Genomic DNA, 25,270 nt, shown 5'->3' with positions numbered 1-25,270 from the left:
CACCGAGGATCGCATTCCCTCTTCTGTCTGATCGATGACCGTTACGTGGCGAATGCGGCGAGATACAGGCATTCTCGCCTTTTTCCGCCGTTTCAATCGTTAATTTTTGGTCATAGTGCCGTTACGACAACAGGTTTTCCGGCGGAGACCCCATCTCCTGTCCTTCACGATCAGTAATGTCTGTAGACAATATCCTTGGGGTCCGGGCGCGCAGCATCGACATCGAGATGCGCTCCAAGCCGTTCGGCAAGGCGCGCCGAGCGGGTGTTTTCCTGATCCATATAACTGACGAGCGACGGTAGACGGCGCTCCTGCCGTGCCCAGTCACGAAAGGCCCCGGCCGCCTCGAAAGCATAGCCCCTTCCCTCCGCATGCTCATAGACGAACCAGCCGAGTTCATGTTCCGGAAAAAGCGGGCCATGATTGATACCGACCTGACCGAAGACCTCGCCGGAGCCGCGCGCCTCCATCATCAGGGCCCCATGCCCCATCAACTGCCATTGCGCAATGTCGTGACAGAACAGGCCCCAGGCTGCAAACCGCGATAGCGGGCCTCCCATATATTGGGATCGATCCGAGGCCATCAAAGCCTCGTACGCCGGCCAGTCCGACATGGTCATCGGCCGCAGGATCAGTCTTTCGGTCTCAAGTGCCGGTATCACCGGTTCTCTCCCAGGGCTCTTTCAGAAGTCTCACACACGGTGATAAGGGTGACCGGACTGGATCGTCATGGCACGGTAGACCTGCTCCGCCAAAAGAATGCGGGCGATCTGATGCGGCCAGGTCATGGCACCAAGAGCGAGTTTAAGGTCGGCGCGGCTCAGAACTTCCTGGCCGTGACCATCCGCTCCGCCAATGGCAAAGACCACGTCGGGAACACCTTCATCCTTCCAGGCTTCCAGTTTCTGGCTGAAGGCCGGGCTGGTCAGGTTCTTGCCGTTCTCGTCCAGCACCACCAGCCGCGCTCCGGCGTTGAGCGCGGCAAGAATTCCCCGCGCTTCTTCCGCCTTGCGGTCATCGGCGCGCTGTGCACGGCTTTCCGGCATTTCGTTGAGGATGACTTCGGTAACACCGAGACCGCGGCCTGTCTTGCGGGCGCGGTCGATATATCGGTCGAAAAGTTCTTTGTCCGCACCGGCTTTCATTTTGCCAATGCAGAAGAGCGTAAAGCGCATAAGTCCCTGCCGGAGATCGATCCGGTGATAAATCTGCCCGGCAGCAGACGGAGGCCCTGCCTCAGGGCCTCAATGCCGGCTCAGCCGATGTAATGCGGTGCCGCATCCTCTTCCGGTGCCCACATCTTCTCAAGATTGTAGAAGCCGCGAACCTCCGGACGGAAGATGTGTACGATCACATCACCCGCATCGATCAGCACCCAATCGCAAATGTTCAGACCCTCAACCGTTGCCGATCCGGCGCCGGCCGATTTGAGGTCTTTCAGCAAGTGCTCGGCAATCGCGCCCACGTGACGATGGGAACGACCGGACACGATTACCATGTAATCGGCCAGTGAACTCTTGCCTGCGATGTCGAGGGTAACAGCGTCCTCAGCTTTGGAGTCGTCAAGACTGGTGAGGACCGTATCGAGGAGGTCTGCCGCAAGTTCTTTACCTACGGAAGCCTGCAGAGGAGAGGACATGTCTGTCCGCCCACTTTCAAAGGTCATGGTCAGGTGTTGTGCCTTTCGCCGTTTATGCCGTCCCGCGCCCAACGTCGTCACGAACTGAAACGTCCGACTTCGTACGTCACCCGTTTTGGATGCAGGACCGGTTGACCGTACCTCGGCCGCGCTCATCGCGACCGTCCCTATAATACCGCTTCCCGTTTGGCATTTTCAAGACACGCGGGAATTCTTGGCAAATCTGCTGTTTACCGCTTTTGCCCAAGGCGCAGATCGGTGGACGATGTCCGGTCCAATGGCGTGTGCAGAAAAGTCCAGATCGGCGCCTCCATTTCCGGCAGAAGTGCCGCGTCTTCTTCAGGAAGCCTATATTTTTCATAGGCTTTTGCCATGGGAGACGACATCACTGACAAGGAGGCTCCCGGCCGGTCGACAATGGCGATCGGCACCGAGCCGACGATGTAGCGCCAATCCTGCCAGCGATGGAAGCCGGCTAAATTGTCAGCCCCCATGACCCAAACGAATCGGACAGATGGACGCATTTGGCGCAGGGCAACCAGCGTTCTGGCCGTATAGGGTGTTCCCAGAACCTGCTCGAAGGCGGTGACCTTCATGCGTGGATGGTCGGCAAGGTCCGCCGTCAGTCGCAGCCGCCGCTCCAGCGGCGCCAGGTCCGCGTGGCTCTTGAGCGGGTTGCCAGGTGTCACCAGCCACCAGACCTGATCCAGCCCCAGCCGCTTCAACACGGTCGAAGCCACCAGCCGGTGACCTGAATGAGGAGGATTGAAGGATCCGCCGAAAATGCCGATGTGGTTGCCCGGCTCGGCATGGGGCAGTTTCATCCAGTCACGGTCCAGTCCCGCACCAAGACTCAAGGGGCTCATTCAGGCGAACTCACGATTGGTCATTCCTGGCGGTCCTCAAGTGCTGTCGTCACGGGCGGGTCTGGCCGGTGCCATGCACCTTGTACTTGAAGCTGGTCAGCTGCTCCACGCCCACTGGTCCGCGTGCATGCATGCGCCCAGTGGCAATGCCGATCTCCGCGCCCATGCCGAATTCACCACCGTCGGCAAACTGGGTCGACGCATTGTGCAGTACGATGGCTGAATCCACTTCCCGCTGGAACCGGTCGGCAGTCGCCTGATCTTCGGTCAGGATGCAATCGGTATGGTTGGAACCGTAGCGCGCGATATGCTCCATGGCAGCGTCGAGATCCGCGACCACCTTCACCGAAAGGATCTTGTCCAGATACTCCGTCGACCAGTCGTCCTCGCTTGCCGGCACGATGTTTTCGCAAATGTCGCGCACAATCGCACCACCCCGGATCTCGCAGCCCTTTTCCTGAAGTGCCTTCACGATCACCGGCAAGTGGCTGTGGGCCACGTTTTCATGCACCAGCAATGTTTCCAGTGCCCCGCAGATGCCGGTCCGGCGCAGCTTGGAATTGACGATCACCTCGACGGATTTCTCAAGATCGGCCGCCTTGTCGACGAAGATATGCACCAGGCCTTCCAGATGGGCAAAGACCGGCACCCGAGCTTCGGTCTGCACACGCTCGACAAGACTGCGGCCACCACGCGGGACGATGACATCGAGGTTGCCTTGAAGACCGCGCAGCATTTCGCCAACAGCGGCCCTGTCGGTCACCGGAACGATCTGGATCGCATCTTCCGGCAGACCGGCGGCGACGAGGCCTTTCTGCAGGGCCGCATGGATCGCCCGGTTGGAATTGATGGTGTCGGAGCCGCCACGCAGAACAACGGCGTTGCCGGCTTTCAGGCACAGCGCGCCTGCATCCGCGGTCACGTTCGGGCGGCTTTCGTAAATGACACCGATAACACCCAGGGGCGTGCGCACACGTTCGATCTTCAGGCCGTTCGGCCGATCCCAGGCGGCGATCACGCTGCCGACGGGATCGTCCAGCGCGACAATGTCCTCAAGGGCTTTCGCAATCGCCTCGATCCGCTCTTCCGTAAGCGTGCCACGGTCCAGGAACGCTGCCGTCTGGCCGCCTGCCTTCATCGCTTCGAGATCGAGACGGTTGCCTGCAAGAATATCCGGTGTTGCAGCCCGAACGGCGGCTGCCATTTCGGCCAGGGCCTTGTTCTTCTGGTCTGCTGGAGCGATGGCAAGGATCCGGCCGGCAGCACGGGCGCGCTGCCCGATCTCTGCCATCAAGTCCTCGGTCGTCTTTGCCTCGACTACTTCCAGCATACTCACTTGCTCCCGTTTTGCGGCGTTCATCGCCGCCAGTCTTTCCGCGTTTTAGCGCGTTCTGCCTCAAAAGGCATCCATCGGTTCGCTCACACTCACTCGAGCGCGGGCAGTTCCAGAACCAGATCGTCCCGGTGGATCATTTCCGCCCGGCCCGGATAGCCGACGATGGCTTCAATCTCGCGGCTGTTGCGGCCTGCAATCAACTGCGCTTCGTCCGCGTCATATGCAATCAGCCCTCGGCCAATGATCCGGCCTTCCGGGTTGAGCAATGTCACGGCGTCGCCGCGCGAAAAACTTCCCGATACAGATGTCACTCCGGCAGGCAGGAGGCTCTTGCCAGACGTCATCGCCTTGACCGCGCCTGCATCCAGCCGGATTTCGCCGCGCGGCTCCAGATGGCCGCCAATCCAGGCCTTGCGGGCACTGGCAGGTGAACTGAGCGCCGGGAACCAGGTGCCGCGGGCGCCCTGATCCAGCCGCTGAAGCGGGTTGAGTTCCTTGCCGGAGGTGATCACCATCGACGTTCCGGCCGCGGTCGCGATCTTGCCGGCATCGATTTTCGTCTTCATGCCGCCGCGCGAAAGCTCCGACCCGGCGCTTCCGGCCATGGATTCGATTTCATGGGTAATGCGCGGCACTTCCGGCAGGAACACTGCATCGGGGTTCTGCTGGGGCGGTGCGGTATAAAGCCCGTCAATATCCGACAACAGCACAAGGCAGTCGGCACTGGCCATGGTGGCAACACGCGCTGCCAGCCGGTCGTTGTCGCCGTAGCGGATCTCGGAAGTCGCCACGGAATCATTTTCGTTGATGATCGGTACCGCACCAAGCTTCAGCAGAGTGCCGATAGTGGCGCGCGCATTGAGATAGCGCCGCCTTTCTTCCGTGTCGCCAAGGGTGAGCAGGATCTGACCAGCCTTCTTGCCATGCGCACCGAGGGCATCCGCATAGGCCTGGGCCAGCGCGATCTGACCGGCTGCGGCTGCCGCCTGGCTTTCCTCCAGCTTCAGCGGTCCACCCGGCAGCCCGAGAATACCGCGGCCAAGCGCAATCGATCCGGAGGAGACAAGGAGCACCTCCGCACCGGCATCGGACAGCTTGACCACATCGGCGATCAGCGCGTTGAGCCAGCTACGCTTGAGTTCGCCCTGCTCGACAAGCAGGGCGGAGCCGATCTTGACAACGATGCGGCTGAAGTCTCTCAGACTGCGGGACATCAGGGATGCCAGCCCTCTTGTTCGGGTGCAGGCACCTGGTTGGCTTCTTCTTCCTTGTCCCTGTCAATCGCGCGCACGATCATGCGCAGCGCCCGGTCGACATTGAGGCCGCTGGCCGAGGACAGGATCAGCGGTTTCTGGCCACAGGCTTCCTCGAGGCTCGCCGCCTTTTCGGCAATCAGGTCTTCATTGAGAGCGTCGCACTTGCTGAGCGCCACGATCTCGGGTTTCTCCGTAAGCCCGGCGCCATAGGCATCCAACTCGCCGCGCACGATCCGATAGGCTTCGCCCGGGTCTTCCTGGCCGGAGCCGTCAACCAGATGAAGCAGAACGCGGGTGCGTTCGACATGCCCAAGGAAGCGGTCGCCAAGGCCCGTGCCTTCGTGCGCCCCCTCGATCAGGCCGGGAATATCGGCCATGGCAAAGCTGCGACCGTCGATCTGCACGATGCCAAGATTGGGGTGAATGGTCGTGAACGGATAGTCGGCAATTTTCGGCTTTGCAGCCGATACCGTTGCAAGGAAGGTGGACTTGCCCGCATTGGGCAGGCCAACCAGGCCGGCATCGGCGATCAGCTTCAGCCGCAGCCAGATCCATTTTTCCTCGCCTTCAAGACCAGGGTTGGCCCTGCGCGGCGCCTGATTGACCGACGACTTGAAATGGGCATTGCCGAAGCCGCCATTACCCCCTTTCAGAAGCATCACCTTCTGGCCAAGCTCGGTCAGGTCGGCAATCAGCGTCTCGTTGTCTTCCTCGAAGATCTGGGTACCGACAGGAACCTTCAGCACAACGTCGCCGCCGTGCGCGCCGGTGCGGTTGCGGCCCATGCCGTGAATGCCGGTTTCCGCCTTGAAGTGCTGCTTGTAGCGATAGTCGATAAGCGTGTTCAGGCCGTCGACACATTCGATAATGACATCACCACCCTTGCCGCCGTCACCACCGTCCGGTCCGCCATATTCGATGTATTTCTCGCGCCGGAACGATACGCAGCCCGCTCCGCCATTGCCAGAGCGCACATAGATCTTGGCCTGATCTAGGAATTTCATTTTCTTTTTCTCTTTTCGTCCTGTTTCAGGCCGGATCCCGATCGGATCAATGGCCGTTCAGAAAGTCTGTTCGTGTCATCTCGGTGCGAATGGCGGGCATCGTACAGCCTCGCGACACGCTGGCACAGCCCACTTCACCAACTTCCCGGAAACCCAATTTCCGGGCAACGCCGAGCGAAGCCGGGTTCTCTGTCATGGCTTCGCAGGCGACCAACGTGTGATCCGTATTGCCGAACAGCCAGGCGACCGCCGCCTGCACTGCTTCGCTCATAAATCCCTTGCCCCAATAGGCGCGCCCCAGCCAATAGCCGATCTCCGGGGTCTCCCGCAACTTTTTGAAGCCGATGCCACCGATCATCAGGCCGTCGCAGTCGATCTGGAAACCGAGTTCCTCCGCCTCCTGCCATGTCGACCAGCGCTCGACAGACAGCGCCAGATAAGCCCGGCCCTGCTCCAGATCGTACGGGTAGGTAACCCGCGACAGCATCTTGGCGACTTCGTAGTCCCCCAGAAGCTCGGCGCAGCGATCGAGGTCCTCCGGGCGCGGGGCTCGAAGGACCAGACGCTCGGTCTTCAGAACGGGCGACATCAGGCCGCTTCCTTGCGGGCATCGAAATCGGTGCGCGCCAGGCGGACGATCACGTTGGAAACCCTGCGATCCAGTGCCTTCGAAAAACGTTCCGTCATGGAGTAGGGCTTGAAACCCATTTTCCGCAGCAGACCGCGGGAGCGGAAGTTGTCCTCAAAGGCGCGCGCGGCTATGGCGTCCGTCTCGAAGGCTTCGAACGCCCAGGCGAGAGCAGCCTCTACAGCTTCGCTAGCATAGCCATGCCCCTGAAACGCCCGGCCGAGCCAATAGCCGAGTGTCGGCAGGTTCGGCAGATCATCCAGGTCACCCGGCGGTTCGATGGCAACCACCCCGATGAACACCCCACCGAGCGTAATGGCAAACAGTGCTTCGGTCTCGAACGGATCCTTGCCGACCACCGTCTTCAGGAAGGCTTCCGCAGCCCCGTCCTCATAAGGCCAGGTGAACGACGTCATCCAGCGGGCGACCTCGAAATCCTTGCCCGCCAGCGCAACCATGGCTTCGGCGTCCGACATCTCGATCGGCCGCAGGATCAGGCGTCTTGTTTTCAGCTCAGGCAACATGCTCATCGTCCCTGCCCCCATCTTTTCAATGACTTCCAGACAGCCCGCTCCAGCGTATAGCGCTCGATGGGCACCGAGCCACCCGCCCCGAGAGAGCGGATCATGGCCTGGTCGCGATACTGAAATCCGGATTTGACGAGCACCCGGCGCGATGCCGGGTTGGTGACCCTGCAGGATCCCTGCAGCTCGCCGATGTCATGATAGGTGAAGGCATGGTCGACCAGTGCATGCACGGCCTCTGTCGCCAGACCCTGGCCCCAGAAGGGTTCACCCAGCCAATAGCCGACATGCACCGGACCGCCGGGCTCGACATTGGCATACCGCGCGATGCCGATCAGCCGGCCGGTTAACTTCAGACGGATGGCAAAGCTTGCAGAACGGGGCTGGTTGATCGCGGCCTTGGCGACCAGCGCCCGGGCATCGTCCAATGCGAAGGGATGCGGCATGGTGGAAAGGTTTGCCGCCACTTTCTTGTTGTTGGCCAGAAACACCATATCGGCCAAATCGTCCATACGCGGCTTGTCGAGCCGCACACGAACCGCTTCCTGCGGCAATGGGGCCGCAGCCAGACTGCTTTCGTCTAATAAACCGTCACTTTCAACAACCATCTTTTCCTCCAGCCAAAACAAATCAAGGGAGAGATGGCGCCCCATCTCCCCCTTGGATCTTGACTGGTCGGATTGCTGACCTGTCTCGAATTGCCGGGGTCTTACGGGACGCCGGCGTTTCGAAACTTCACGTCGGCTTTACTCCGCTGCTTCCGCTACCGGGAGCACGTTAATGTAGGTTCGCTTGTTGGCTTTCGCCTGGAACTCTACCTTGCCTTCCACGGTTGCGAAGATGGTATGGTCCTTGCCCATACCAACGCCGGTGCCCGGGTGCCAGGTAGTGCCGCGCTGACGCGCGATGATGTTGCCGGGAATCACAGCTTCCCCGCCGAATTTCTTGATGCCGAGACGGCGGCCAGCTGAGTCGCGGCCGTTGCGGGACGAGCCGCCTGCCTTTTTATGTGCCATCGTTAGAACTCCTCGTTCTTCGAATACTTTTTAGGTTCGGGAGCGGCGGCTTAGTTGCCAGCCAGTTCCTTGGCCTGCTCAACCCAATTACCGCGTTCGAACTTGCCTTTCAGGCCAGTTTCTTCTTCAACGCGTGCGACGTCGTCAGCGGACATTGCTGCGATCTGAGCGAAGGTGGTGATCCCTGCTTCGTTCAGCTTCTTCACAGCTGCCGGACCGGCGCCATCGAGTTTCTTCAGGTCGTCGGCGCCTTCTGCTGCAGCCGGTGCGGCTTCAGCGGTTTCTTCAGCCTTCGGCGCTGCCTTCTTCGGCGCTGCCTTCTTGGCCGGCTTTGCACCACCGGTCAGGATATCGGTCACCTTCACGAGGGTGAAAGCCTGACGATGGCCGTTGCGGCGGCGGGAATTCTGACGCCGGCGCTTCTTGAAAATGATAACCTTGCGGTTACGGCCCTGTTCGACCACTTCGGCAACCACGGTTGCGCCTTCGACAAGCGGAGCGCCAACGGTGGTGTCGGTGCCATTGCCGACCATCAGAACCTCTTCAAAGGTGACGGTGCTGCCGGCTTCGGCATCGAGCTTTTCGACCTTCAGGAGGTCATCGGCGGCAACAGTGTACTGCTTGCCACCCGTCTTGATCACTGCGAACATGTCTCGCACGTCCTTCTTTTCGTTTTTGACACACCGGAACGGGCTGTTAAACCATCGAACCAGCTGCTTTTCAGGTCGAACCGAGGCGCCTGTCTCTCCAGGTCTTGACCCTGGCTGACAAGTCTTTGTGTCGGGTTGAGCGTGAAGCTTTTAAAGCCCGGCAGGCCTTGAACGACAAACATAACTCGAAAAAACGAACCTTTTCGAGCCCGCGCAATATAGTCGGCCGGTTCTCGTTGTCAAACGGAAATCTGGCCTTTCTGCCGCAAAACCGCTTGTTTTCGTTTCCCTGGCGCCCTCGCTTTCCCGGCGGTTTCTCTCGTGGTCACCACGATTCCCGCAAACAGGGATACGCCAATCGGCGTTGACGGCCGTTATCGGGGCAAGCCGACATCCGGTCAATCCGAATCTCCATGGTGCTCCCTCCTCCCCTTCCCCGAGCTCCCTGCAGACCGCTTTTCGCGTCGTGCGAATATGTCTGCAGGCGGTCAATTCGCGCCCAGGAAGCAGGCAAACCGGGCAAAAACAGCCCCAATCCACAAACTGAAAAAAGAACTCATTTCCGGGCTTGCAGGGCGCGCAGAGTGTGTCTATGTTCCGCGCCACTTGAGACCCGTTTATCGCAAGTACCGCGGAGAGGTGCCGGAGTGGTTGAACGGGGCGGTCTCGAAAACCGTTGAGCGCGCAAGCGTTCCGGGGGTTCGAATCCCCCTCTCTCCGCCATATCTATCCTTGCGCTACCGCCTTCGGCTACTTTAGCGCATGGCTCCGGGTCGGGACCTTGTCTTCCCTCCTCCGCCATTTGTATTCTTGCGCTACCGCTTTCGGCTACTCGAGGACCGGGTCGTCATCGGTGTCACACGTGTGGGCCGTCGGGTCAGCTCTATCACCTGCCGCCATCGATGAAGAGTTCCAGACCGCTCAGCACGCCGCCGAGTTCCATCAGCCTCCCGCCTGTCGCCAGCGAGCCGAGGTACACCGGGTGCAGATGGATGTCTGAAACCAGATGCCGTGCGATGGCGACAGCGTCTTCGTCGTCACCGGCCACGAACAGGACACGGCGCAAACGCTCTTCCTGGAACGGCGCGATCATTGTGGCGACAGGAAGAGTGTTGAACGCCTTCGCGACACGGGCGCCGGGGGCCAGGCGGGCGACAATCTCGCTGCCGGACTCGTCCCCCAGATCATCGATCTCGAACGACGGCGCATAGCTGGTGAAGATATTTGTCGCGTCGATCAGGACGCGGTTGTCCCAATTGATATCAGGCGCAAGCACGTCGCTGAGTTTCGTCCATGGCATGGCCAGGACAACAACCGGTTTTTTCATGGCCTCCGCCGCATGGCCGGCGGTAATCCCTTTCCCAAGACGCGTGATGACATCACGCAGACTTTCCGGCCCGCGGCTGTTGGCCAGGACTATGTCGTGACCGGCAGCGGCCAGACGGCTGGCGAGGGTCTGCCCGAGCGACGCTGCGCCCAGAATTCCGATTTCCATCGAAGAGACTCCTTGAGAACGTATTGGAGTGAGCACGTCGGCCAGACGGCCAAACCGGTTGTCGGCCCGAACCGTCTGGTCAACCGCGAACTTAAATCTGGTTCATGCCGCCATCGACGAACAGCTCGATGCCGTTGACGAAGCTCGACGCCTCTGAAGCAAGAAAGAGCACTGCGTTGCTGATGTCTTCCGGCCGGCCGATCCGGCCCGAGGGAATATTGCCGAGGATGTGGTTCTTGACACCTTCGGCCTGCTCACCGCCGCCGAAGAGATCGTTGAGGCCGGCGGTCTCGGTCAGCCCTGGGCTGATGGCATTCACCCGGATATTGCGGTCCTTCAGATCGAGGATCCAGCTGCGGGCGAAATTGCGCACTGCCGCCTTGGTTGCCGAATAGACACTGAAGTTCGGTGTCCCCGCGGTGCCCGTGGTCGAAGACGTCAGGATGATCGAGGCTCCGTCCCGCAACAGCGGCAGCGCCTTTTGCACGGTGAAAAGGACGCCTTTCACATTGGTATCGAATGTCTTTTGATAGTGCTCTTCGCTGATCTCGCCGAGCGGGGCAAATTCACCTCCACCGGCATTGGCGAAGAGTACATCAATCTGGCTGTGTTGCTGCTGGACCGCGTCGTACAGCCGGTCGATATCTGCAAGCACGGACATGTCTCCCTGCACGCCGGTCGTTCGCCCGCCAATGGACTTGACGGCTTCGTCAAGAGTTGCCTGGCGGCGACCGGTGATGAAGACCGATGCCCCCGCAGATGCGAATGCTTTTGCCGTCGCGAGACCGATGCCACTGGTTCCGCCGGTGACAACCACAACCTTGTTCTCGAAGTTCTGTGTCATTTCATTCTCCTGTCTGACGGCACGATTGCCGTTGACATGAAGATGCAAATGGAACGATCGTTTCTCTAGTGGGCAATTTCAACACTTAGCGTTCCACAGAAAGAACGATAGATGCAGCAAGACCTGAATGACCTGGCTTATTTCGCCGAGGTGGTGGCGCATCGCGGATTTGCGCCGGCGGGCCGGGCGATCGGCGTTCCCAAGTCAAAGCTCAGCCGGCGAATAGCGGCTCTGGAAGAGCGCCTGGGCGTAAGGCTGATCGAAAGATCAAGCCGTCGGTTTCGGGTCACCGACATCGGGGAGCAATTCTATGAGCGGTGCCGCAGCATGCAGTCGGAAGCTGAACACGCCCATGCCCTGGTTGCGGAATCCAGGGCAGAACCGCACGGGCTGATCCGCTTCGGATGCCCAACCGGCCTCGTTGAGGTTGTTGCCCCGCTGATAAGCGAATTCCTGTCTCGTCACCCCAAGGTGCGGCTGCAACTGGTAGCTGCCGATCGGGCGCTGGACCTGATCTCGGAACGCATTGACCTCGCCTTGCGTGTGCGCACGGCGTTGACCAGCGATGCCTCGCTGACCATGCGTACGATCGGTACCTCAATCAGAATTCTGGTTGCAAATCCGGGCCTGGCGCAGACCGTTCATGAGGTCGATGACCTGGACAAAGTTCCCTTGCTATCGACAAGTGATAGCGCGGATGAAATCGAATGGCACATCGAAACCGACATGGGCGAAACCCGCGCGTTTCGAAAGCAGGCCAGGATGGGTTGCACGGATTTTTCGGCAACACGAACGGCCGTGAAGAAGGGTCTCGGTGTGGCCCTACTGCCCGACCACGTCTGCAGCGCGGAACTGGCTACCGGGGATCTTGTGCGTGTCCTCCCGCAATGGCGAAGTCAGAAAGGGATCGTGCATCTGGTCTTCACGACGCGGCGCGGGCTGCCGCCAGCTGTCCGATTATTCATCGACCATCTTGCCCGCTGTTTTCCAAAGGATGCGCTGAGCTACGAATAGCAGTCGAAACCTACCCATGTTGCGACTCCGTCAGTCCTTCGAAAGATACATGTGGGGGATCCCCGAGAAACCACAGCAACCGGATCTCATGGAAAGGAATGGAACAGGCGGAAAACCCCGATGCGAGCTGATCGCGCTGCACCGGGGTCCTGATTTTTCAGGCAGGTTTCCCGTCAAACACTCAAGGTCTTGTCAGTTGGTAGCCTCTTCCCTTTTTGCGGCTTGAAACCGCCGCTTGATCATCGGCCCGACGACAACCGCGACCGTCAGGGCGACAAGAACCAGGCTGGTTGTATTCGAGAACAGGACCAGCCAGTCGCCGCGTCCGATCCGCAATGCAAGACGAAGGTTTTCCTCGGCAAACCCACCCAGGATAAGACCCAGGACAACCGGTGGCAGCGGGAACTTGAGCTTGTCCATTACCCAACCGATAGCACCGAAGCCGAGCATCAGATAGACATCGAACATCCGTCCGTGGATCGAATAGACCCCGATCAGCATCAAGACGATGATGACCGACCCCAGGAGAGGACGCGGGAGATTCAAAAGGCGCGCAAAACTGTTCGTTGCCAGTGCCCCGCCAAGCAGCACCAGAAGGATCGCGCCGAACAGGAACTGCCACATGAAGCCGAATACCACGTCCGGATTGTCCCGGAACAGCATGGGCCCCGGCTGCAGACCATGCACCAGCAACCCACCCAGCATGACCGCAGCGACAGCAGTTCCAGGGATGCCAAGTGTCAGGGCCGGGATCAGCGCGGAAGCGGTGTCCGCATTGTTAGCTGTTTCCGCGGCCGCGACGCCTTCGGGTTCACCATTGCCCCAGGTATCGGGTGTTTTCGAGGCCCGGCGAGCTTCGTTATAGGACATGAAAGCAGCCATCGAACCGCCGGCTCCCGGAAGAATTCCGATCCAGATCCCGATGATCGATGAACGGATCCATGTCTTCCAGAAGCGGTACATGCGAGGCAGCGCACGCCAGATCGGCTCCGTTCCCAGTTTGGAACTGTTGACGCCGTCCGTTTTCAAAGGCGTTTCCAGCAAATCGATGACCGGAGGCAGCGCGTAGAGGCCGACCAGCAGAATGACGATATTGACGCCGTCCAGAAGCTCCAGCTGTCCGAAAGTGTAGCGGTCATTTCCATAGATCGGGTCCGAGCCCACCACTGAGACGAAGACACCGAAACAGGCGCTGATCAACCCTTTTACCGGGTTGCCTCCCAGCAGGAAGATGATGCTGGCTAGGCCGAACACGGCAACCCAGAACACTTCCGAAGGGCCAAACAGGAGCGTGACCTTGGAGAGCGGAGGCGCGAGCAGCATCAGAGCAAAGGCGCTTGCGATGCCGCCGATCGAAGATGAGACGACGGCCACTTGCAGCGCAAATCCACCCTCGCCCTTTTGCGCCATCGGATAACCGTCGAACGTTGTGGCAACGGCTGCGGGGGTTCCGGGAATGCGCAGAAGAACAGCGGGGATGGCACCGCCATACATTGCACCGTTGTAGATGCCGGCCATCAGACCGAGCGCGACCAGAGGTTCGAGACCGAACGTGAATGGCACAAGCACGGAGATGGCCATCGTGGCGCTCAGGCCGGGCATTGCACCGACAACGATGCCCGCAATCACGCCTATGACGACAGCGGCAAAGTTGGCCAGCCCGAAAACTTCGGGAAGTGCGCTGAGAAGATCGGAGTACATTGAGATCACTCCTGCCAGAGGCGTCCTGCCGGAAAGTCTTGCGACATTCCGTAATCGAAGATCAGCCAGATGGCTCCGACGACGACCAGGGTTGCCACTGCAAGTCCAAGTGGGTTGCGATAGCCGAAGAGCCAGGCAACGAGCGGAATGGTTATGGCTGTGCTCGGGTAAAAGCCGATCAGGTCGGTGGCCAATGCGTAGCCAAGGATCAGCAGAAAGGCACCTGCGACCCGGCCGGGTGACTTGCTCATGGGCTCGGTTTCTTCACCAGCCGACGCCTTGCGTTGATCGGCAATCAGAAGCAGTAGCGAGAGGATGATCAGCCCGACCAGCATCACGGCTGGCAGCAGGGCAGATATCGGCCTCAATGTCGAGGTCGGGTAGAGAAAAGCAAACGCGGCCGCGGCGATGCCAAGAGCGGTCAGTGTCTCGGGCCGGAGAAGGCGGTGTGTACGATGGTCGGACATGGCACTGGCTTTATCTGAGTAAGAGAGGCCGCGCGGGGGCGTGCCCCGCGCAACGCGCATCAGTTCCAGGGAGTCGTATCCCAGACCTGCTTTGCAAGGGTATGCAGATCCTCGGTCAATGATTTGAAATCGTCCCCGGTTACCACTTCGACCGGATTTGCGGTTTCCTTCATGGCTTTGAGGAACTCCGGATCAGAGGCAAGCTGTTCGAATGCGGCAAGAAGCTTTGCCTGCACATCCTCAGGCAGGCCGGCAGGCGCAACGAACCCCCGCATGGATCCGTTTATCAGGTCCAGCCCCTGCTCCTTGAAAGTTGGCAGGTCTGGCGCAAAGTCAGAGCGCTCCGGCGTCGCAACGCCAAGTACATTCAGTTCTTCCTGAAACTCGGCCACCTCGGAAATGTTGAGGATCCCCATCGCCACGTGTCCGCCCATGAGTGCGGTTCGCGCCGGCGCGGAGCCCTTGAACGGTACGATGGTGAACTCGGTTTCGGTCAGGCCTTCAAGCTTGATCAGCGCGAAGTGATCATCGCCTCCGAGGCTGGACATCCCGACGGTGATGGCCCCGGGATTGGCCTTGGCTTCCGCGATCAGCTTGTCGAGCGTGTCGAGACCGCTCGCCTTGGAGGTGACGATCACGTTGGGATCGTTCACCACATTGGCGAGATAGGTGAAGCTGTCGGCATCATATTCCGCTTCACGATCAATCGTGCGCGCCATCATGCCCGGAAGGTTGAAGGTGCCGAGCGTGTAGCCATCCGGAGAAGATCTCGCCGTTTCCGTAATGCCGATCTGCCCACTTGCACCCGGCATGTTCTTGACGACGAGGCTTGCCCCTTCGCCCAGATATTTTTCGATGAAAGGTGCAGCGGTGCGGGCCATAACGTCCGTGCCGCCGCCTGCGGAATATCCGACAATGACCTCAATGGGTTTTTCGGGATAGTCGGCCATGGCAGCCCCAGCGACCATAACCAGCGCACCTGCAATTGCAGAAGCCTTCAGGTAAGTAAGCATTTGTCTCCTCCCTTTGTTGAGACTGTTCAGTAATCCGGAAATTCGCAACCACGTTCCTTGAGGGCTGCGTCCACCCAGCTGCGATCGTTCTTGCCTTCAGCGATTGCCTTAATCTGCCGTTCTTCGGCATCCTGTTTCGCCAGGGTCTGACGAAGAATTTTCTCGGCCCCATCCAGGGGAACCGCGAGCACGCCATCGGAATCGCCCAGCACGATGTCACCTGGCTCGATCACCATTCCGTCCAGACTGATCGGAACATTGATTTCACCCGGGCCGTCCTTGTAAGGACCGCGATGGGTGACCCCCGCGGCGAAGGTCGGCAGGTTGGTCTTGAGAAAGGCATCGACATCGCGGATTGCGCCATTCAAGACGAAGCCCGCAACCCCTCGCTTGACGGCGTAGGCAAGCATCAGCTCACCCATGAGCGCATTGGAAAGATCCCCACCGGCATCGACAACGATCACATCACCGGGTTTGGCCAGGTCGATCGCCTTGTGCAGCATCAGGTTGTCACCCGGACGGCTCTTGACGGTCAGCGCCACGCCGGCCAGGCCACCGGAGGCATGCATCGGCCGCAGACGCGGACCGGCGGCTGCGAGGCGTCCCATGCAGTCGGAGACATTGGCAACCGGAAGCTTGGCAAATTCAGCAACGAGTTCCAGCGGCGCAGCTTGTTTTCGGCTGCAAATACGAAAGCCAACCGACATGTTCATTCTCCTGCTTTGGCGTACATGGCACCGGCGTCGGCCAGAAGTGCACGATTTGCTATGCGTTCGCGGGCGACAGGCTGGCCATCCAGGACCTGGAAAATGCCGCGCACGGCTTCCACTCCGACACGTGCACCGGCTTCGCGCGTGACGCCGCCGATATGCGGAGTGACAACGATGCGGTTTTCACTGAAGAACGGATGGTTCGCCTGGGGTGGTTCCACGGCAAAGGTGTCAAGTCCCGCGCCTGCAAGATGACCTGATTGAATTGCAGCGAGCAGCGCGTCTTCGTCAATCAGCCCACCACGTGCCGTGTTGATCACGTAGCTGCCTTCCGGCATGCGCGCGATGGCTTCGGCGTTCAGGATCTGGCGTGTCTGATCGGTCAGCGGACAATGAAGGCTGAGGACATCGGATTGTTCCAGCAGCTCTTCGAGCGAGCTGCAGCGTTTTACGCCCAGTCTTTCGAATACGTCGTTGTCGGCATAGGGATCGTAGCCGATCAGGTTCAGGCCAATGCCCTTGGCAATTCGGCCTGTCGCCTGTGCAATAGACCCCATTCCCAAAAGGCCCAGTCGGCTTCCTGCCAGCTCGCGGCCAAGAAAACCTGCCTTTTCCCAGCGGCTGGCACGAAGCCCTGCGTCAAGCGGCAGGATGCGCTTCACGGTAGCAAGCATGAGTGCAATTGCATGTTCGGCGACTGAAACTGCATTCGCGCCCGTTGCAACAAGTACCGGAATGCCGCGGGATGCGGCTGCCTGGAGATCGATGTTGTCGACGCCAACACCATGCTTTGAAATGACGCGCAGCTTTGGAGCCTTTTCAAGGACGTCGGCATCCAGTCGGCCCATCCGCGAGACGATCCCTTCCGCCCCGGTCTCGACCAGCAGCGTGGAGATCACATCGCTGTCTGCATAGGCCGGGGTATGAACGGTTTCGTATCCGTGGTCTTTCACAAGCGCGACAGCACTTGGGTCGAGGTCGGGGCCGGTCACAAGGATTTTCTTGCTCATGCGTACGTCTCTCTGCTCTCCGCAAGCGGAAAGTGATTGTTCTTTGATAGGGGATGAGTGACCGCGTCCGCCTCCCAGCTTGCACGGCTGAATTCCTCCGCCATCTTGGGTAACGGATAGAATGACTTAACAAAAGCGAATTAATCTGGTTCTTATATTAAGAAAAACTGGATGAAGGTATGGACACTCGTCAACTCAAGACCCTGGTCGCTATTGCAACCCATGGCACCTTCACCAAGGCGGCGGAGATCGTAAACCTGACGCCATCGGCAGTCAGTCAACAGATCCAGGCGCTGGAAGTCGAACTGAACATCATCCTGTTCGAACGGTCGTCCCGTCCTCCGAAGTTGACCTCGCAGGGACTTCAAGTCCTTGAAATGGCTCAGGAGATGTTACGTCTCGAAGACGATACCAAGGCAAATCTGCGGGGAGACAAGCTCGCCGGCACCCTCATGCTGGGCTCTGTTCGTTCCAGTGCACTCAATCTGCTGCCGAGAGCCATTGTCCAGATGCGAAACCAGTATCCCGATCTGAAAACCAATCTGAGAGTTTCGCTGTCTTCAACCCTGATTGCCGATGTGGCTTCCGGACGGCTCGATGCCGCAGTGGTTGCGGAGCATGTCGGTATTCCGCCCGCCTTGCGCTGGAGCCCCTTTCTTCGTGAGCCGCTCTGGCTGATCGCACCGGAAGACACAAAATCCACCGACCCCGCCGACCTGCTTGCCACCTGTCCGTTCATTCGATTTCGCAGCGCCGTGCCGCTTGCCAACCTTATCGACACGGAGATCTCTCGCATGGGGATCGCAACCAACGACGTTGCCGAGATCGACACGATCGGGTCCATCGTGACATGTGTCCGGCAAGGCATGGGAGTTTCCGTTGTACCGCATGTCGCCTTGCAGGAACCGGATCACCAGCGGCTGACAAAACTCCCTTTCGGCAATCCGCAAGTGACAAGGCAAATCGGCATCGTTGAGCGGATCGTATCGCCGCGGGCTGAAATCATCGCGCGTATCCACACGGTACTTGCCGAACTTTGCGCCCCGCATGGCGTAAGCAGAATAGAGGACGTGTCTTGACCATCCTCCGGAGGATCACCAGCCGGTAGGCTGCACCGCCTCATCAATGTGTCTTGTCAAAAAGGCTGTCACCAACGAGGTCGTTCGGTTTCAGGGCCGCGAAAGAAGGTGTTGCCTGGACAAACGGAAGATCCTCGCATTGTTTTTTCCATCACAAGAACAAGGTGGCAATGCCGGGCAGCAGAATAACGAGCAGCAAAACCAGCAGCATGACCGCGATGAATGGCATCGTGCCCGCGAAAATCTGTTCGACGGAAACGTCCGGATCGTTGAGCGTATTGTGCACCGTGAACACCGAGATGCCGAAGGGCGGCGTCAGGAGGCCGATTTCAACGGCGATCACGATGACGATGCCGAACTGGCTGAGGTCTATACCCATGTGCTGCGCGATGGGCGCTGCGATAGGCACCATGATCAGGAGGATCGACGTGCTGTCGAGGATCATGCCCATGGCGAGAATGAGCGCCGAGCACAGAACCATGAAGCCCATTGGGCCGAGGCCGGTTTCGTTGACGAGGCTTGCGATGGCGTTGGGAAGGCCGGCGATCGACAACATGCGCGAATAGTAACTGGCAGCGACAAGCAGCAGCAGGATCGATACCGAGATCACGCCGGTCTGCTTCATCACCCGCCACAGGTTATGGCGGTTGAGGGAACGGCGTGAAAGCGCAACCAGCAGCGCACCGAAGGCGCCGACACCGCCAGCCTCTGTTGGTGTGAAATATCCCGAATAAAGTCCGCCGAGCACCAGAACCACGAGCAGGATGATCGGCACCAGCTTGGCGATCATCCGGCCAAGCGGCATCGGTTCGATCGCGCTGTCGCGCCGGCGCTCCTTCGCAGCAGCCGGATCGGTGAGAACGAAACCCGGGAACAGGACGGTCACGGCAACGAGCATTGTTACGAAGCCACCGGCAAGCATCAGCCCCGGCACGATGCCGGCGATGAACATGCCACCGATGGAGACTTCTGCCAGAACCCCGTAAATAATGAGGAGCAAGCTCGGCGGGATCAGCATACCGAGTACCGACGAGCCCGCGACCGTGCCGGCAGCAAAGGCCGGGCGATACCCGTGACGCTCCATTTCAGGGACTGCGACGCGCGTGAATACCGCCGCCGAGGCAATGGAAACGCCGGTGACCGCAGCGAAGATCGTGTTGGCCGCGACAGTCGCGACCCCGAGCCCGCAGATGACCCGGCGCAGCAGTTCCTCTGCAACTTCGAAGGTGTCCCGCCCGACGTTGGAAACGCTCACCAGCAGCCCCATCAGGACGAAGAGGGGAATGGTCGCAAACAGATAATCGGCAATGCCGCTGTAGACGGTCAGCTCCAGCATCCTGAAGGCAAGGTCGATGTTATTGCGGATGATCCATATCCCGGCAAAGGCCACCAGGAACAGCGCATAGGCTATTTGCATGCCGAGCAGAACCAGAACGATCAACGCGCCGACAAGCAGGAAGCCAATGGTCAACGTCGTCATGAAAAGCTCCGGAACATGCGAATTTCTGTGTGCGCCCGGTAAAACGCGGCCAGAACAGCCACCGCCGAGCCCAGGACCGTTATGCCCCGGAAGGGCCAGGTCGGAATGGTGAAGACGCCCTGGACGCCGAAAAATTCGGACGTCGCCCAGGCACTGGCGAATTTCGGCCAGGAAGCCCAGAGAATGAGACCGAACACGATGACGCCGCAAAGGGAGAACAGGGCCTCGATCAGGCAGACACCTTTCGGCGACACGCTTTCAAGACGCCGGACGAGAAAATCGGCCCGGGTCAGGCGCTTTTGCAGGATGGCAGCGGCAACCTGCAGGAAGACGATGGCAACAACGGTGCGCGCAGCAATTTCCGCAACGCCGGTAATCGGCGCGTTGAAGAAGTTTCGACCAAGGACATCAGCGACGATCAGTATCATGAGCGCGCCGATGGAAAGTGTACCGACCGATGACATGATGGCGGCCGTGCCGCCGAGCATTGCGCCGAAAGGCGCTTCCGAGAATGCCGGGACATAGGCGTCGTCGGCCTCGGTTCTGGTCTCATCCGTCATCGTTACGTCCAGTTCGCTCTCAATAAACCCGCCCGGACAAGATGCCGGGCGGGAGAGGTGTGAGGCAAGGCCGCTCTCAGAGCCCTTCGTCCCAGGACCTCAGCGGTTCCGCACCGCGTGCGCGCAGGGCGTCGAAATAGGCCTTCAGCACGACACGGCCGGCATCGCCGGTCTGTTCCAGCCACGGTTCCACGATATTCGGCAGTCCGTTCACCCAGGCGGTTTTTTCTGCTTCCGGCAGTTCGTGGATCGTCAGACCCGCTTCCTGCATTTCCTTGAGTGCTCGCGTGGCAAGATCCTCGACATATTGACCGTGTGCCGCGGAAGTTGCCTTCGCAGCTTCCCGGAAGGCGGCCTGGACTGGTTCCGGCAGACCGTCGAAGAAGTCCTTGTTGGCCGCGATGCCGCCGAAATACATCGAGCCGATGCCCACGCGGGTGAGTTCAGGCGCGACTTCATAGACGCGGGTCGGCAGAATGCCCGACGCGAAGGACAGCGTACCTTCGGTCACGCCGGTCTGGATGTTGGTGTAGTAGGTCGTCAGTGCACCATCGACCGGCGTTGCACCCGTTCCGCGCAACCAGTTGGCCGAGGTTCCCGGGGCGTTGAGCTTGCGGTTTTCAAGATCCTTCATGGAGTTGACCGGGAAGGTGGCATAGATGTCGTAGCTGTCGGTAATGAGCGATGACAGATGAACCATGCCGTTTTCCGCCCAGCTGTCACGCAGCTCCGGCAGGTTTGCCGAAAGATCATCGAAGATCTCGATGATCATCTTGTGGTCTTCCGTGGCAAACGGCGTGAAGTAGGTCACGTTCTGGAGCGGCATGTTCGCACCTTCCCAGACGGTGCCGACCATGCCCACATCGACGATGCCGTCCATGACGGCTTCACGCGTGTCGGTGAATTTGTAGAGCGTGCCGGCATAGGACTCCACCCAGTCGACCTTGTATTCGCCGGCGGCTTCCAGGATCCGGTTCACTTCCGGCTGGAAAGTGTTCTTCATCGCATAGACCCAGATGTTCTGTTCCGGGTGCGACGAACCGATGTTGACCGTGATCGCCTGTTGCGCGGCGGCGAGGCCGGCAGAACTGGCCAGCATGGCCGTTGCGGTTGCCAATGTTACGAACTTCATGATTTTCCTCCCTGCATTCGGAGCCTTATCCTCCCAGGCTCCTCTGGTTCAGTCATTCAAGGTTCCAAGTGCTCTCACGATCCGTTCAGGCGTGAACGGCATTTCTGTCACTTGCGCGCCCATGGGCCGCAGGGCGTCGTTGATCGCATTCATGACGGCGGCCGGAGACCCAGCAGTACCCGCCTCGCCCGCGCCCTTGGCCCCGAGCAAACTCTCCTCCGTCGGCGTTTCAACGTGACCGATGATCATGTCGGGCATTTCAGCTGCCATCGGCACGAGGTAGTCTGCCATCGAGCCGTTCAGGAGCTGGCCTTCCGCGTCGTAGTGGATTTCCTCAAAGAGCGCTCCACCGAGTCCCTGAACGATGCCACCCCGGATCTGCTCGTCCACGAGAAGCGGATTGATCACCCGCCCGCAATCCTCGACGCACCAATGCTTCAGCAGCTTCACGATGCCGGTCTCCGTATCGACCTCGAGGTAGGAGGCCTGGATGCCGTTGGTGAAGGCAAAGGGATATTCGGACGTGATGAAGTGCCGTGTCTGGACGAGTTCCCGCGGCAGGCCCTTCGGCAATGTGTCGCCGCGGAAGTAGACGATCCGGCCGAGCTCTTCGAGCGGCATGCGGGCTTCGCCCGAAGTGCTGTCGACCACAGCGCCGTCGCGGATGTCGAGCTGCGCCTGATCGGCCTGGAGCATGGAAGCGGCCACCTCAAGGATGGAATCGCGAAGCGCCCGCGCCGCCTGCAGCGCAGCCTCGCCGCCGATACCAGCCCCGCGCGACGCCCAGGTGCCGCCACCATAGGGCGTCACTTGTGTATCACCGGTAATGACGCGTACACGCGCAGGTGACACGCCAAGCCCCTCGGCAACCACCTGGCTCAGCATCGCCTCGGTGCCCTGCCCCTGTTCGGTTACGCCGGACAGCGCAACGATCGATCCGTCCGGATCCATCCGCACCGTGCAACCGTCTTGTGCCGAAATGCGCGCGCCGCCGATACCGTACATGAAGGGCGAGGGATTGGTCAGCTCGATGAAGCTTGCAATACCGATGCCCCTGTAAATGCCCTTCTTGCGGAGCTCTGCCTGCTCGGCTCGCAAGCCGTCGTAATCCATCAGCTCCAGAAGCTTGTCCATGGAGGCGTGATGCGACAGCCCCTCGAAGCGCATGTTCGCGGGAGACGTCACCGGATAGGCATCATCCCTGAACATGTTGCGCCGGCGGATCTCGACCGGGTCCATGCCGATTTCGGCGGCCGCCATATCCACCAGGCCTTCGGTGATCGCGACCGCGATCGGATGGCCGACTGCTCGGTACTGGCAGGTCGGCGTCTTGTTCTGGAAGACGACCGTGGTCCTGGCCCGGTAATTCTGGAAGTCATAGGGGCCACCGCAGAGGTTCACCACCTGGTTGCCTTCGATGGCGGAGGTGCGCGGATAGACCGAATATGGGCCGATCGCCGTCCAGTCATCGACATCCATTGCGAGGATCCGGCCGTCTTCTCCAACTGCAATCTTCGCCTCGATCTGATGATCGCGGGCGTGGATGTCGCTGGAGAAACTTTCCAGCCGGTCGGCAATGAATTTCACCGGCCGTTTCATGATCTTGGCGATTGCCGCCGTCGCCATTTCGTCCGGATAGACATGCACCTTGATGCCGTAGGAGCCGCCGACGTCCTCGCAGATGACCCGGACCCGGCTTTCCGGCAAGTCGAGATGGGTGGCCAGAACTGTCTGGATCATGTGGGGCGCCTGCGTCGCATGCCAGGCGGTCATCTGTTCCTCGGCCGGGTTCCAGTCGACCAGGATCGAGCGCGGCTCCAGCGTCACGCCCGTGTGCCGTCCGGTGACGAAGCGCGCCGAGACGACCTTGTGCGCGGTCCGGAAGGATTCGTCCACGTCCCCCTGTTCGTGCAGGCGCCGGAAGGCGAGGTTGTCGCCCATTTCCGGATGCAGCACCGGCGTTTCAGGATCGAGCGCGGTCATCATGTCGGTGACGACGTCCAGTTGCTCGTAGTCAACATCGACAAGAGCCGCGCCATCCTCGGCAGCAGCGCGAGAGGTCGCGACAACGGCTGCCACCGGTTCGCCGACCCAGCAGGCTCGGTCAACGGCAATTGCGTGTTCCGGCGGCGATTTCAGGCCTTTCAGATGGGCGAGAACAGCGACCCACGGCTTGCAGACCTCGGCGATGTCCTGGCCCGTGAAGACCCGGAGCACACCCTTCACCGATTTTGCATCCTCGGCGTCGATACGGTTGATCTTCGCGTGCGCGAAGGGCGAGCGCACAAAAGCGACATGGACCATGCGCGGCAGCACGATGTCGTCCACATAGACCCCGCGTCCCTGGACCAGACGCCGGGCATTGGGCCGGGGGACCGTCTTGCCGATATAGGAATTGGGCCGGTCCGGATTACCGAATTGAATGGTCATGCGGCCCCCTTATTTGCGCGGACACGCGCTACCGATTCAACCGCATCCACGATGGCTTCGTAGCCGGTGCAGCGGCAGTAATTGCCCGACAGATGTTCGCGGATCTGATCACGCGACGGCGTGCCGCCGGCCTCCAGCAGCTCGTTAATGGCAACCAGCATACCGGGTGTGCAGAAGCCGCACTGGAGCGCATTGCGCTCGACAAAGACGTCCTGAAGATCCTTTATCGCGCCCAGGTCCGACAGGCCTTCCACTGTCCAGACGTCGGCACCGTCCGCCTGGGCGGCCAGCATCAGGCAGCCACGCACGGCTTTGCCGTCGACCTTCAGTGTACAGGCACCGCAGACACCGTGTTCGCAGCTTGCATGGGCGCCGGTAAGGCCAAGCTCGCCACGCAGGAAATCAACGAGATGCTGACCTGCCGGAACACGCGCCTCGACGGGCTCCCCGTTCACGGTCAGGCTGATGTCGATCTTGTCGCGGAACATCTCCGTCATGCGTTTCCTCCCTCGATCCTGGCGGCGGCGCGGCGTAAGAGGACACCGGCAAGGTGGCGGCGGTAAGCGGCACTTGCCTGGGTGTCCGACGGTGGGTCGATTTCCGCCTGAAGAGCCTGAACGGCGCCATCAATGTTGCCCTGGTCGAGAGCGGCCATGGCCCCTTCGGCAAGGACCGGCTTGGGTCCGACGGAAAAAAGCGACAGCCGGTGTCCATCGGCGCGCGTGACGAGGCACACTCCGGCAAGGGCATAGTCGCCGGATCTCCTGGCAACCTCTACGATGACCTGCTTTTCGCCGGGCTCTGCCTTCGGGACCGAGAGGCCGGTCAGGATTTCCCCCTCCTCGATGGCCGTTTCGAAAATGTCCTGAAAGAAATCTTGCACCGGTATGTCCCGCGAGCCGTTGAGGCCCTCCACATGTAGCGTGGCGCCAAGGGCCAGAACGCAGGCTGGAAACTCCGCAGCCGGATCGGCATGAGCCAGCGCACCACCTATGGTGCCGCGGTTGCGGATCGCAGCATGGGCGATGAATTCCACCGCCTGTGAAAGAAGCGGAGCAGACTGCCGGATCAGCGGGTTACGACCAATCTCCGCATGCGATGTCAGCGCGCCGATCCGCAGACCATCCTGCGTTTCGGTTACCCCGGAAAGCTCGCTCAGGCGGGAAATGTCGATCAGGACGTCGCCTGCGGAGAGACGCAGGTTCAAGGCCGCAACCAGGCTCTGGCCACCTGCAAGCACGCGGCCGTTGCCGTCGCTCGCGGCCAGCATTTCCAGCGCGTTGCGCAAACTGGATGCCCGGGCATAACCGCCCGCCGATGCCTTCATGGCGTCTCCCTCCCGATTTCATCGCGACGCCCTCCAGCATCGCTTATTGAGCATCTGCTCAACTTTATTGATCAGATGATCTATAAAAA

The 25,270-nt window shown here is 60.2% G+C and carries 27 protein-coding genes and 1 tRNA gene; 3 read left to right on the top strand and 25 right to left on the bottom strand.

The window, feature by feature from the left end:
• Nucleotides 1-170: 170 nt before the first annotated feature.
• From Q666_RS63845 to Q666_RS63790, 12 genes are all read right to left on the bottom strand, one after another.
• Entirely contained in the window at nucleotides 171-662 is a 492-nt protein-coding gene (locus Q666_RS63845; protein ID WP_023001678.1) for a GNAT family N-acetyltransferase, read from the bottom strand.
• 30 nt (nucleotides 663-692) lie between these two features.
• Nucleotides 693-1,175: a 23S rRNA (pseudouridine(1915)-N(3))-methyltransferase RlmH gene (gene rlmH / locus Q666_RS63840; RefSeq protein WP_023001679.1), complete on the bottom strand. Its 483-nt coding sequence runs from the start codon at nucleotides 1,173-1,175 to the stop codon at nucleotides 693-695.
• 80 nt (nucleotides 1,176-1,255) lie between these two features.
• Entirely contained in the window at nucleotides 1,256-1,639 is a 384-nt protein-coding gene (gene rsfS / locus Q666_RS63835) for a ribosome silencing factor (protein WP_023001680.1), read from the bottom strand.
• A gap of 230 nt (nucleotides 1,640-1,869) precedes the next feature.
• On the bottom strand, nucleotides 1,870-2,505 hold the full coding sequence (locus tag Q666_RS63830; RefSeq protein ID WP_286133875.1) for a nicotinate-nucleotide adenylyltransferase: 636 nt from the start codon (nucleotides 2,503-2,505) through the stop codon (nucleotides 1,870-1,872).
• A gap of 49 nt (nucleotides 2,506-2,554) precedes the next feature.
• Nucleotides 2,555-3,835 (bottom strand): glutamate-5-semialdehyde dehydrogenase, encoded by a 1,281-nt coding sequence (locus Q666_RS63825; protein ID WP_023001682.1) that lies wholly within the window; start codon nucleotides 3,833-3,835, stop codon nucleotides 2,555-2,557.
• Between the two features lie 95 nt (nucleotides 3,836-3,930).
• The gene (proB, locus tag Q666_RS63820) at nucleotides 3,931-5,055 is read right to left on the bottom strand and encodes a glutamate 5-kinase (RefSeq protein WP_023001683.1); all 1,125 of its coding nucleotides are present in this window, start codon (nucleotides 5,053-5,055) and stop codon (nucleotides 3,931-3,933) included.
• Nucleotides 5,055-6,101 (bottom strand): GTPase ObgE, encoded by a 1,047-nt coding sequence (obgE, locus tag Q666_RS63815; RefSeq protein WP_023001684.1) that lies wholly within the window; start codon nucleotides 6,099-6,101, stop codon nucleotides 5,055-5,057. Before obgE ends, proB begins: the two co-directional genes overlap by 1 nt.
• Before the next feature lie 46 nt (nucleotides 6,102-6,147).
• Nucleotides 6,148-6,690, bottom strand: coding sequence for a GNAT family N-acetyltransferase (locus Q666_RS63810; RefSeq protein WP_023001685.1), 543 nt, complete (start codon nucleotides 6,688-6,690; stop codon nucleotides 6,148-6,150).
• A complete protein-coding gene (locus tag Q666_RS63805; protein WP_023001686.1) occupies nucleotides 6,690-7,259 on the bottom strand; it encodes a GNAT family N-acetyltransferase in 570 nt (189 codons plus the stop codon). The genes Q666_RS63810 and Q666_RS63805 overlap by 1 nt, the downstream gene beginning before the upstream one ends.
• Entirely contained in the window at nucleotides 7,256-7,861 is a 606-nt protein-coding gene (locus Q666_RS63800) for a GNAT family N-acetyltransferase (RefSeq protein ID WP_031269624.1), read from the bottom strand. The genes Q666_RS63805 and Q666_RS63800 overlap by 4 nt, the downstream gene beginning before the upstream one ends.
• A 138-nt stretch (nucleotides 7,862-7,999) precedes the next feature.
• Nucleotides 8,000-8,269, bottom strand: coding sequence for a 50S ribosomal protein L27 (gene rpmA / locus Q666_RS63795; protein WP_006933726.1), 270 nt, complete (start codon nucleotides 8,267-8,269; stop codon nucleotides 8,000-8,002).
• A gap of 50 nt (nucleotides 8,270-8,319) precedes the next feature.
• Entirely contained in the window at nucleotides 8,320-8,919 is a 600-nt protein-coding gene (locus Q666_RS63790; RefSeq protein ID WP_023014642.1) for a 50S ribosomal protein L21, read from the bottom strand.
• 633 nt (nucleotides 8,920-9,552) lie between these two features.
• On the opposite strand from Q666_RS63790, the gene Q666_RS63785 reads away from it, so the two are divergent.
• A tRNA-Ser gene (locus Q666_RS63785) sits at nucleotides 9,553-9,642 on the top strand.
• 163 nt (nucleotides 9,643-9,805) lie between these two features.
• Here Q666_RS63785 and Q666_RS63780 read toward each other — a convergent pair.
• Entirely contained in the window at nucleotides 9,806-10,414 is a 609-nt protein-coding gene (locus tag Q666_RS63780) for an NAD(P)-binding domain-containing protein (RefSeq protein ID WP_023001689.1), read from the bottom strand.
• Nucleotides 10,415-10,505: 91 nt separating this feature from the next.
• On the bottom strand, nucleotides 10,506-11,258 hold the full coding sequence (locus Q666_RS63775; RefSeq protein WP_031269625.1) for a glucose 1-dehydrogenase: 753 nt from the start codon (nucleotides 11,256-11,258) through the stop codon (nucleotides 10,506-10,508).
• Between the two features lie 111 nt (nucleotides 11,259-11,369).
• Here Q666_RS63775 and Q666_RS63770 point away from each other — a divergent pair, with 111 nt between their 5' ends.
• Nucleotides 11,370-12,272 carry a LysR family transcriptional regulator gene (locus Q666_RS63770; RefSeq protein ID WP_023001691.1) on the top strand — a complete coding sequence of 301 codons (903 nt, stop codon included), beginning with the start codon at nucleotides 11,370-11,372 and terminating at the stop codon, nucleotides 12,270-12,272.
• Between the two features lie 192 nt (nucleotides 12,273-12,464).
• Here Q666_RS63770 and Q666_RS63765 read toward each other — a convergent pair whose 3' ends face one another.
• From Q666_RS63765 to Q666_RS63745, 5 genes are read right to left on the bottom strand one after another with little or no spacing between them, the layout of a single operon-like run.
• Nucleotides 12,465-13,973, bottom strand: a complete 1,509-nt coding sequence (locus Q666_RS63765) for a tripartite tricarboxylate transporter permease (RefSeq protein ID WP_023001692.1) — start codon at nucleotides 13,971-13,973, stop codon at nucleotides 12,465-12,467.
• Between the two features lie 5 nt (nucleotides 13,974-13,978).
• Complete coding sequence (locus Q666_RS63760; protein WP_023014641.1) at nucleotides 13,979-14,440, bottom strand: tripartite tricarboxylate transporter TctB family protein; 462 nt, start codon at nucleotides 14,438-14,440, stop codon at nucleotides 13,979-13,981.
• Between the two features lie 59 nt (nucleotides 14,441-14,499).
• Entirely contained in the window at nucleotides 14,500-15,453 is a 954-nt protein-coding gene (locus Q666_RS63755; RefSeq protein ID WP_023001694.1) for a tripartite tricarboxylate transporter substrate binding protein, read from the bottom strand.
• A gap of 26 nt (nucleotides 15,454-15,479) precedes the next feature.
• Nucleotides 15,480-16,160, bottom strand: a complete 681-nt coding sequence (locus Q666_RS63750; protein WP_031269626.1) for an RraA family protein — start codon at nucleotides 16,158-16,160, stop codon at nucleotides 15,480-15,482.
• A 2-nt stretch (nucleotides 16,161-16,162) separates the two neighbouring features.
• Complete coding sequence (locus Q666_RS63745) at nucleotides 16,163-17,173, bottom strand: hydroxyacid dehydrogenase (RefSeq protein WP_023001696.1); 1,011 nt, start codon at nucleotides 17,171-17,173, stop codon at nucleotides 16,163-16,165.
• A gap of 179 nt (nucleotides 17,174-17,352) precedes the next feature.
• Between Q666_RS63745 and Q666_RS63740 the strand changes: the two genes are divergently transcribed.
• Nucleotides 17,353-18,252: a LysR family transcriptional regulator gene (locus Q666_RS63740; RefSeq protein WP_023001697.1), complete on the top strand. Its 900-nt coding sequence runs from the start codon at nucleotides 17,353-17,355 to the stop codon at nucleotides 18,250-18,252.
• A 151-nt stretch (nucleotides 18,253-18,403) separates the two neighbouring features.
• Here the strand turns inward: Q666_RS63740 and Q666_RS63735 are convergent, their stop codons facing one another.
• The 6 genes from Q666_RS63735 to Q666_RS63710 form a co-directional block, all read right to left on the bottom strand.
• Entirely contained in the window at nucleotides 18,404-19,732 is a 1,329-nt protein-coding gene (locus Q666_RS63735) for a TRAP transporter large permease subunit (protein WP_023001698.1), read from the bottom strand.
• A complete protein-coding gene (locus Q666_RS63730; RefSeq protein ID WP_023001699.1) occupies nucleotides 19,729-20,292 on the bottom strand; it encodes a TRAP transporter small permease in 564 nt (187 codons plus the stop codon). The genes Q666_RS63735 and Q666_RS63730 overlap by 4 nt, the downstream gene beginning before the upstream one ends.
• A gap of 76 nt (nucleotides 20,293-20,368) precedes the next feature.
• The gene (locus tag Q666_RS63725) at nucleotides 20,369-21,424 is read right to left on the bottom strand and encodes a C4-dicarboxylate TRAP transporter substrate-binding protein (protein ID WP_023001700.1); all 1,056 of its coding nucleotides are present in this window, start codon (nucleotides 21,422-21,424) and stop codon (nucleotides 20,369-20,371) included.
• A gap of 48 nt (nucleotides 21,425-21,472) precedes the next feature.
• Entirely contained in the window at nucleotides 21,473-23,854 is a 2,382-nt protein-coding gene (locus tag Q666_RS63720) for a xanthine dehydrogenase family protein molybdopterin-binding subunit (RefSeq protein ID WP_023001701.1), read from the bottom strand.
• A complete protein-coding gene (locus Q666_RS63715; RefSeq protein WP_023001702.1) occupies nucleotides 23,851-24,351 on the bottom strand; it encodes a (2Fe-2S)-binding protein in 501 nt (166 codons plus the stop codon). Before Q666_RS63715 ends, Q666_RS63720 begins: the two co-directional genes overlap by 4 nt.
• Nucleotides 24,348-25,181, bottom strand: coding sequence for a xanthine dehydrogenase family protein subunit M (locus tag Q666_RS63710; RefSeq protein ID WP_023001703.1), 834 nt, complete (start codon nucleotides 25,179-25,181; stop codon nucleotides 24,348-24,350). The genes Q666_RS63715 and Q666_RS63710 overlap by 4 nt, the downstream gene beginning before the upstream one ends.
• Nucleotides 25,182-25,270: the final 89 nt, after the last annotated feature.

This window comes from Labrenzia sp. C1B70 (genome assembly GCF_000475395.1).
In the GTDB taxonomy this organism is placed as follows: Bacteria; Pseudomonadota; Alphaproteobacteria; order Rhizobiales; family Stappiaceae; genus Roseibium; species Roseibium algicola.
The sequence above is the reverse complement of the archived record's forward strand: the minus strand, read 5'-3'. Positions and strand labels throughout refer to the sequence as shown.

Coding starts and splice junctions, on each gene's coding strand:
- rlmH (WP_023001679.1), bottom strand. CDS start 1,175: ATGCGCTTTACGCTCTTCTGCATTGGCAAAATGAAAGCCGGTGCGGAC.
- rsfS (WP_023001680.1), bottom strand. CDS start 1,639: ATGTCCTCTCCTCTGCAGGCTTCCGTAGGTAAAGAACTTGCGGCAGAC.
- Q666_RS63830 (WP_286133875.1), bottom strand. CDS start 2,505: ATGAGCCCCTTGAGTCTTGGTGCGGGACTGGACCGTGACTGGATGAAA.
- Q666_RS63825 (WP_023001682.1), bottom strand. CDS start 3,835: ATGCTGGAAGTAGTCGAGGCAAAGACGACCGAGGACTTGATGGCAGAG.
- proB (WP_023001683.1), bottom strand. CDS start 5,055: ATGTCCCGCAGTCTGAGAGACTTCAGCCGCATCGTTGTCAAGATCGGC.
- obgE (WP_023001684.1), bottom strand. CDS start 6,101: ATGAAATTCCTAGATCAGGCCAAGATCTATGTGCGCTCTGGCAATGGC.
- Q666_RS63810 (WP_023001685.1), bottom strand. CDS start 6,690: ATGTCGCCCGTTCTGAAGACCGAGCGTCTGGTCCTTCGAGCCCCGCGC.
- Q666_RS63805 (WP_023001686.1), bottom strand. CDS start 7,259: ATGAGCATGTTGCCTGAGCTGAAAACAAGACGCCTGATCCTGCGGCCG.
- Q666_RS63800 (WP_031269624.1), bottom strand. CDS start 7,861: ATGGTTGTTGAAAGTGACGGTTTATTAGACGAAAGCAGTCTGGCTGCG.
- rpmA (WP_006933726.1), bottom strand. CDS start 8,269: ATGGCACATAAAAAGGCAGGCGGCTCGTCCCGCAACGGCCGCGACTCA.
- Q666_RS63790 (WP_023014642.1), bottom strand. CDS start 8,919: ATGTTCGCAGTGATCAAGACGGGTGGCAAGCAGTACACTGTTGCCGCC.
- Q666_RS63780 (WP_023001689.1), bottom strand. CDS start 10,414: ATGGAAATCGGAATTCTGGGCGCAGCGTCGCTCGGGCAGACCCTCGCC.
- Q666_RS63775 (WP_031269625.1), bottom strand. CDS start 11,258: ATGACACAGAACTTCGAGAACAAGGTTGTGGTTGTCACCGGCGGAACC.
- Q666_RS63770 (WP_023001691.1), top strand. CDS start 11,370: ATGCAGCAAGACCTGAATGACCTGGCTTATTTCGCCGAGGTGGTGGCG.
- Q666_RS63765 (WP_023001692.1), bottom strand. CDS start 13,973: ATGTACTCCGATCTTCTCAGCGCACTTCCCGAAGTTTTCGGGCTGGCC.
- Q666_RS63760 (WP_023014641.1), bottom strand. CDS start 14,440: ATGTCCGACCATCGTACACACCGCCTTCTCCGGCCCGAGACACTGACC.
- Q666_RS63755 (WP_023001694.1), bottom strand. CDS start 15,453: ATGCTTACTTACCTGAAGGCTTCTGCAATTGCAGGTGCGCTGGTTATG.
- Q666_RS63750 (WP_031269626.1), bottom strand. CDS start 16,160: ATGTCGGTTGGCTTTCGTATTTGCAGCCGAAAACAAGCTGCGCCGCTG.
- Q666_RS63745 (WP_023001696.1), bottom strand. CDS start 17,173: ATGAGCAAGAAAATCCTTGTGACCGGCCCCGACCTCGACCCAAGTGCT.
- Q666_RS63740 (WP_023001697.1), top strand. CDS start 17,353: ATGGACACTCGTCAACTCAAGACCCTGGTCGCTATTGCAACCCATGGC.
- Q666_RS63735 (WP_023001698.1), bottom strand. CDS start 19,732: ATGACGACGTTGACCATTGGCTTCCTGCTTGTCGGCGCGTTGATCGTT.
- Q666_RS63730 (WP_023001699.1), bottom strand. CDS start 20,292: ATGACGGATGAGACCAGAACCGAGGCCGACGACGCCTATGTCCCGGCA.
- Q666_RS63725 (WP_023001700.1), bottom strand. CDS start 21,424: ATGAAGTTCGTAACATTGGCAACCGCAACGGCCATGCTGGCCAGTTCT.
- Q666_RS63720 (WP_023001701.1), bottom strand. CDS start 23,854: ATGACCATTCAATTCGGTAATCCGGACCGGCCCAATTCCTATATCGGC.
- Q666_RS63715 (WP_023001702.1), bottom strand. CDS start 24,351: ATGACGGAGATGTTCCGCGACAAGATCGACATCAGCCTGACCGTGAAC.
- Q666_RS63710 (WP_023001703.1), bottom strand. CDS start 25,181: ATGAAGGCATCGGCGGGCGGTTATGCCCGGGCATCCAGTTTGCGCAAC.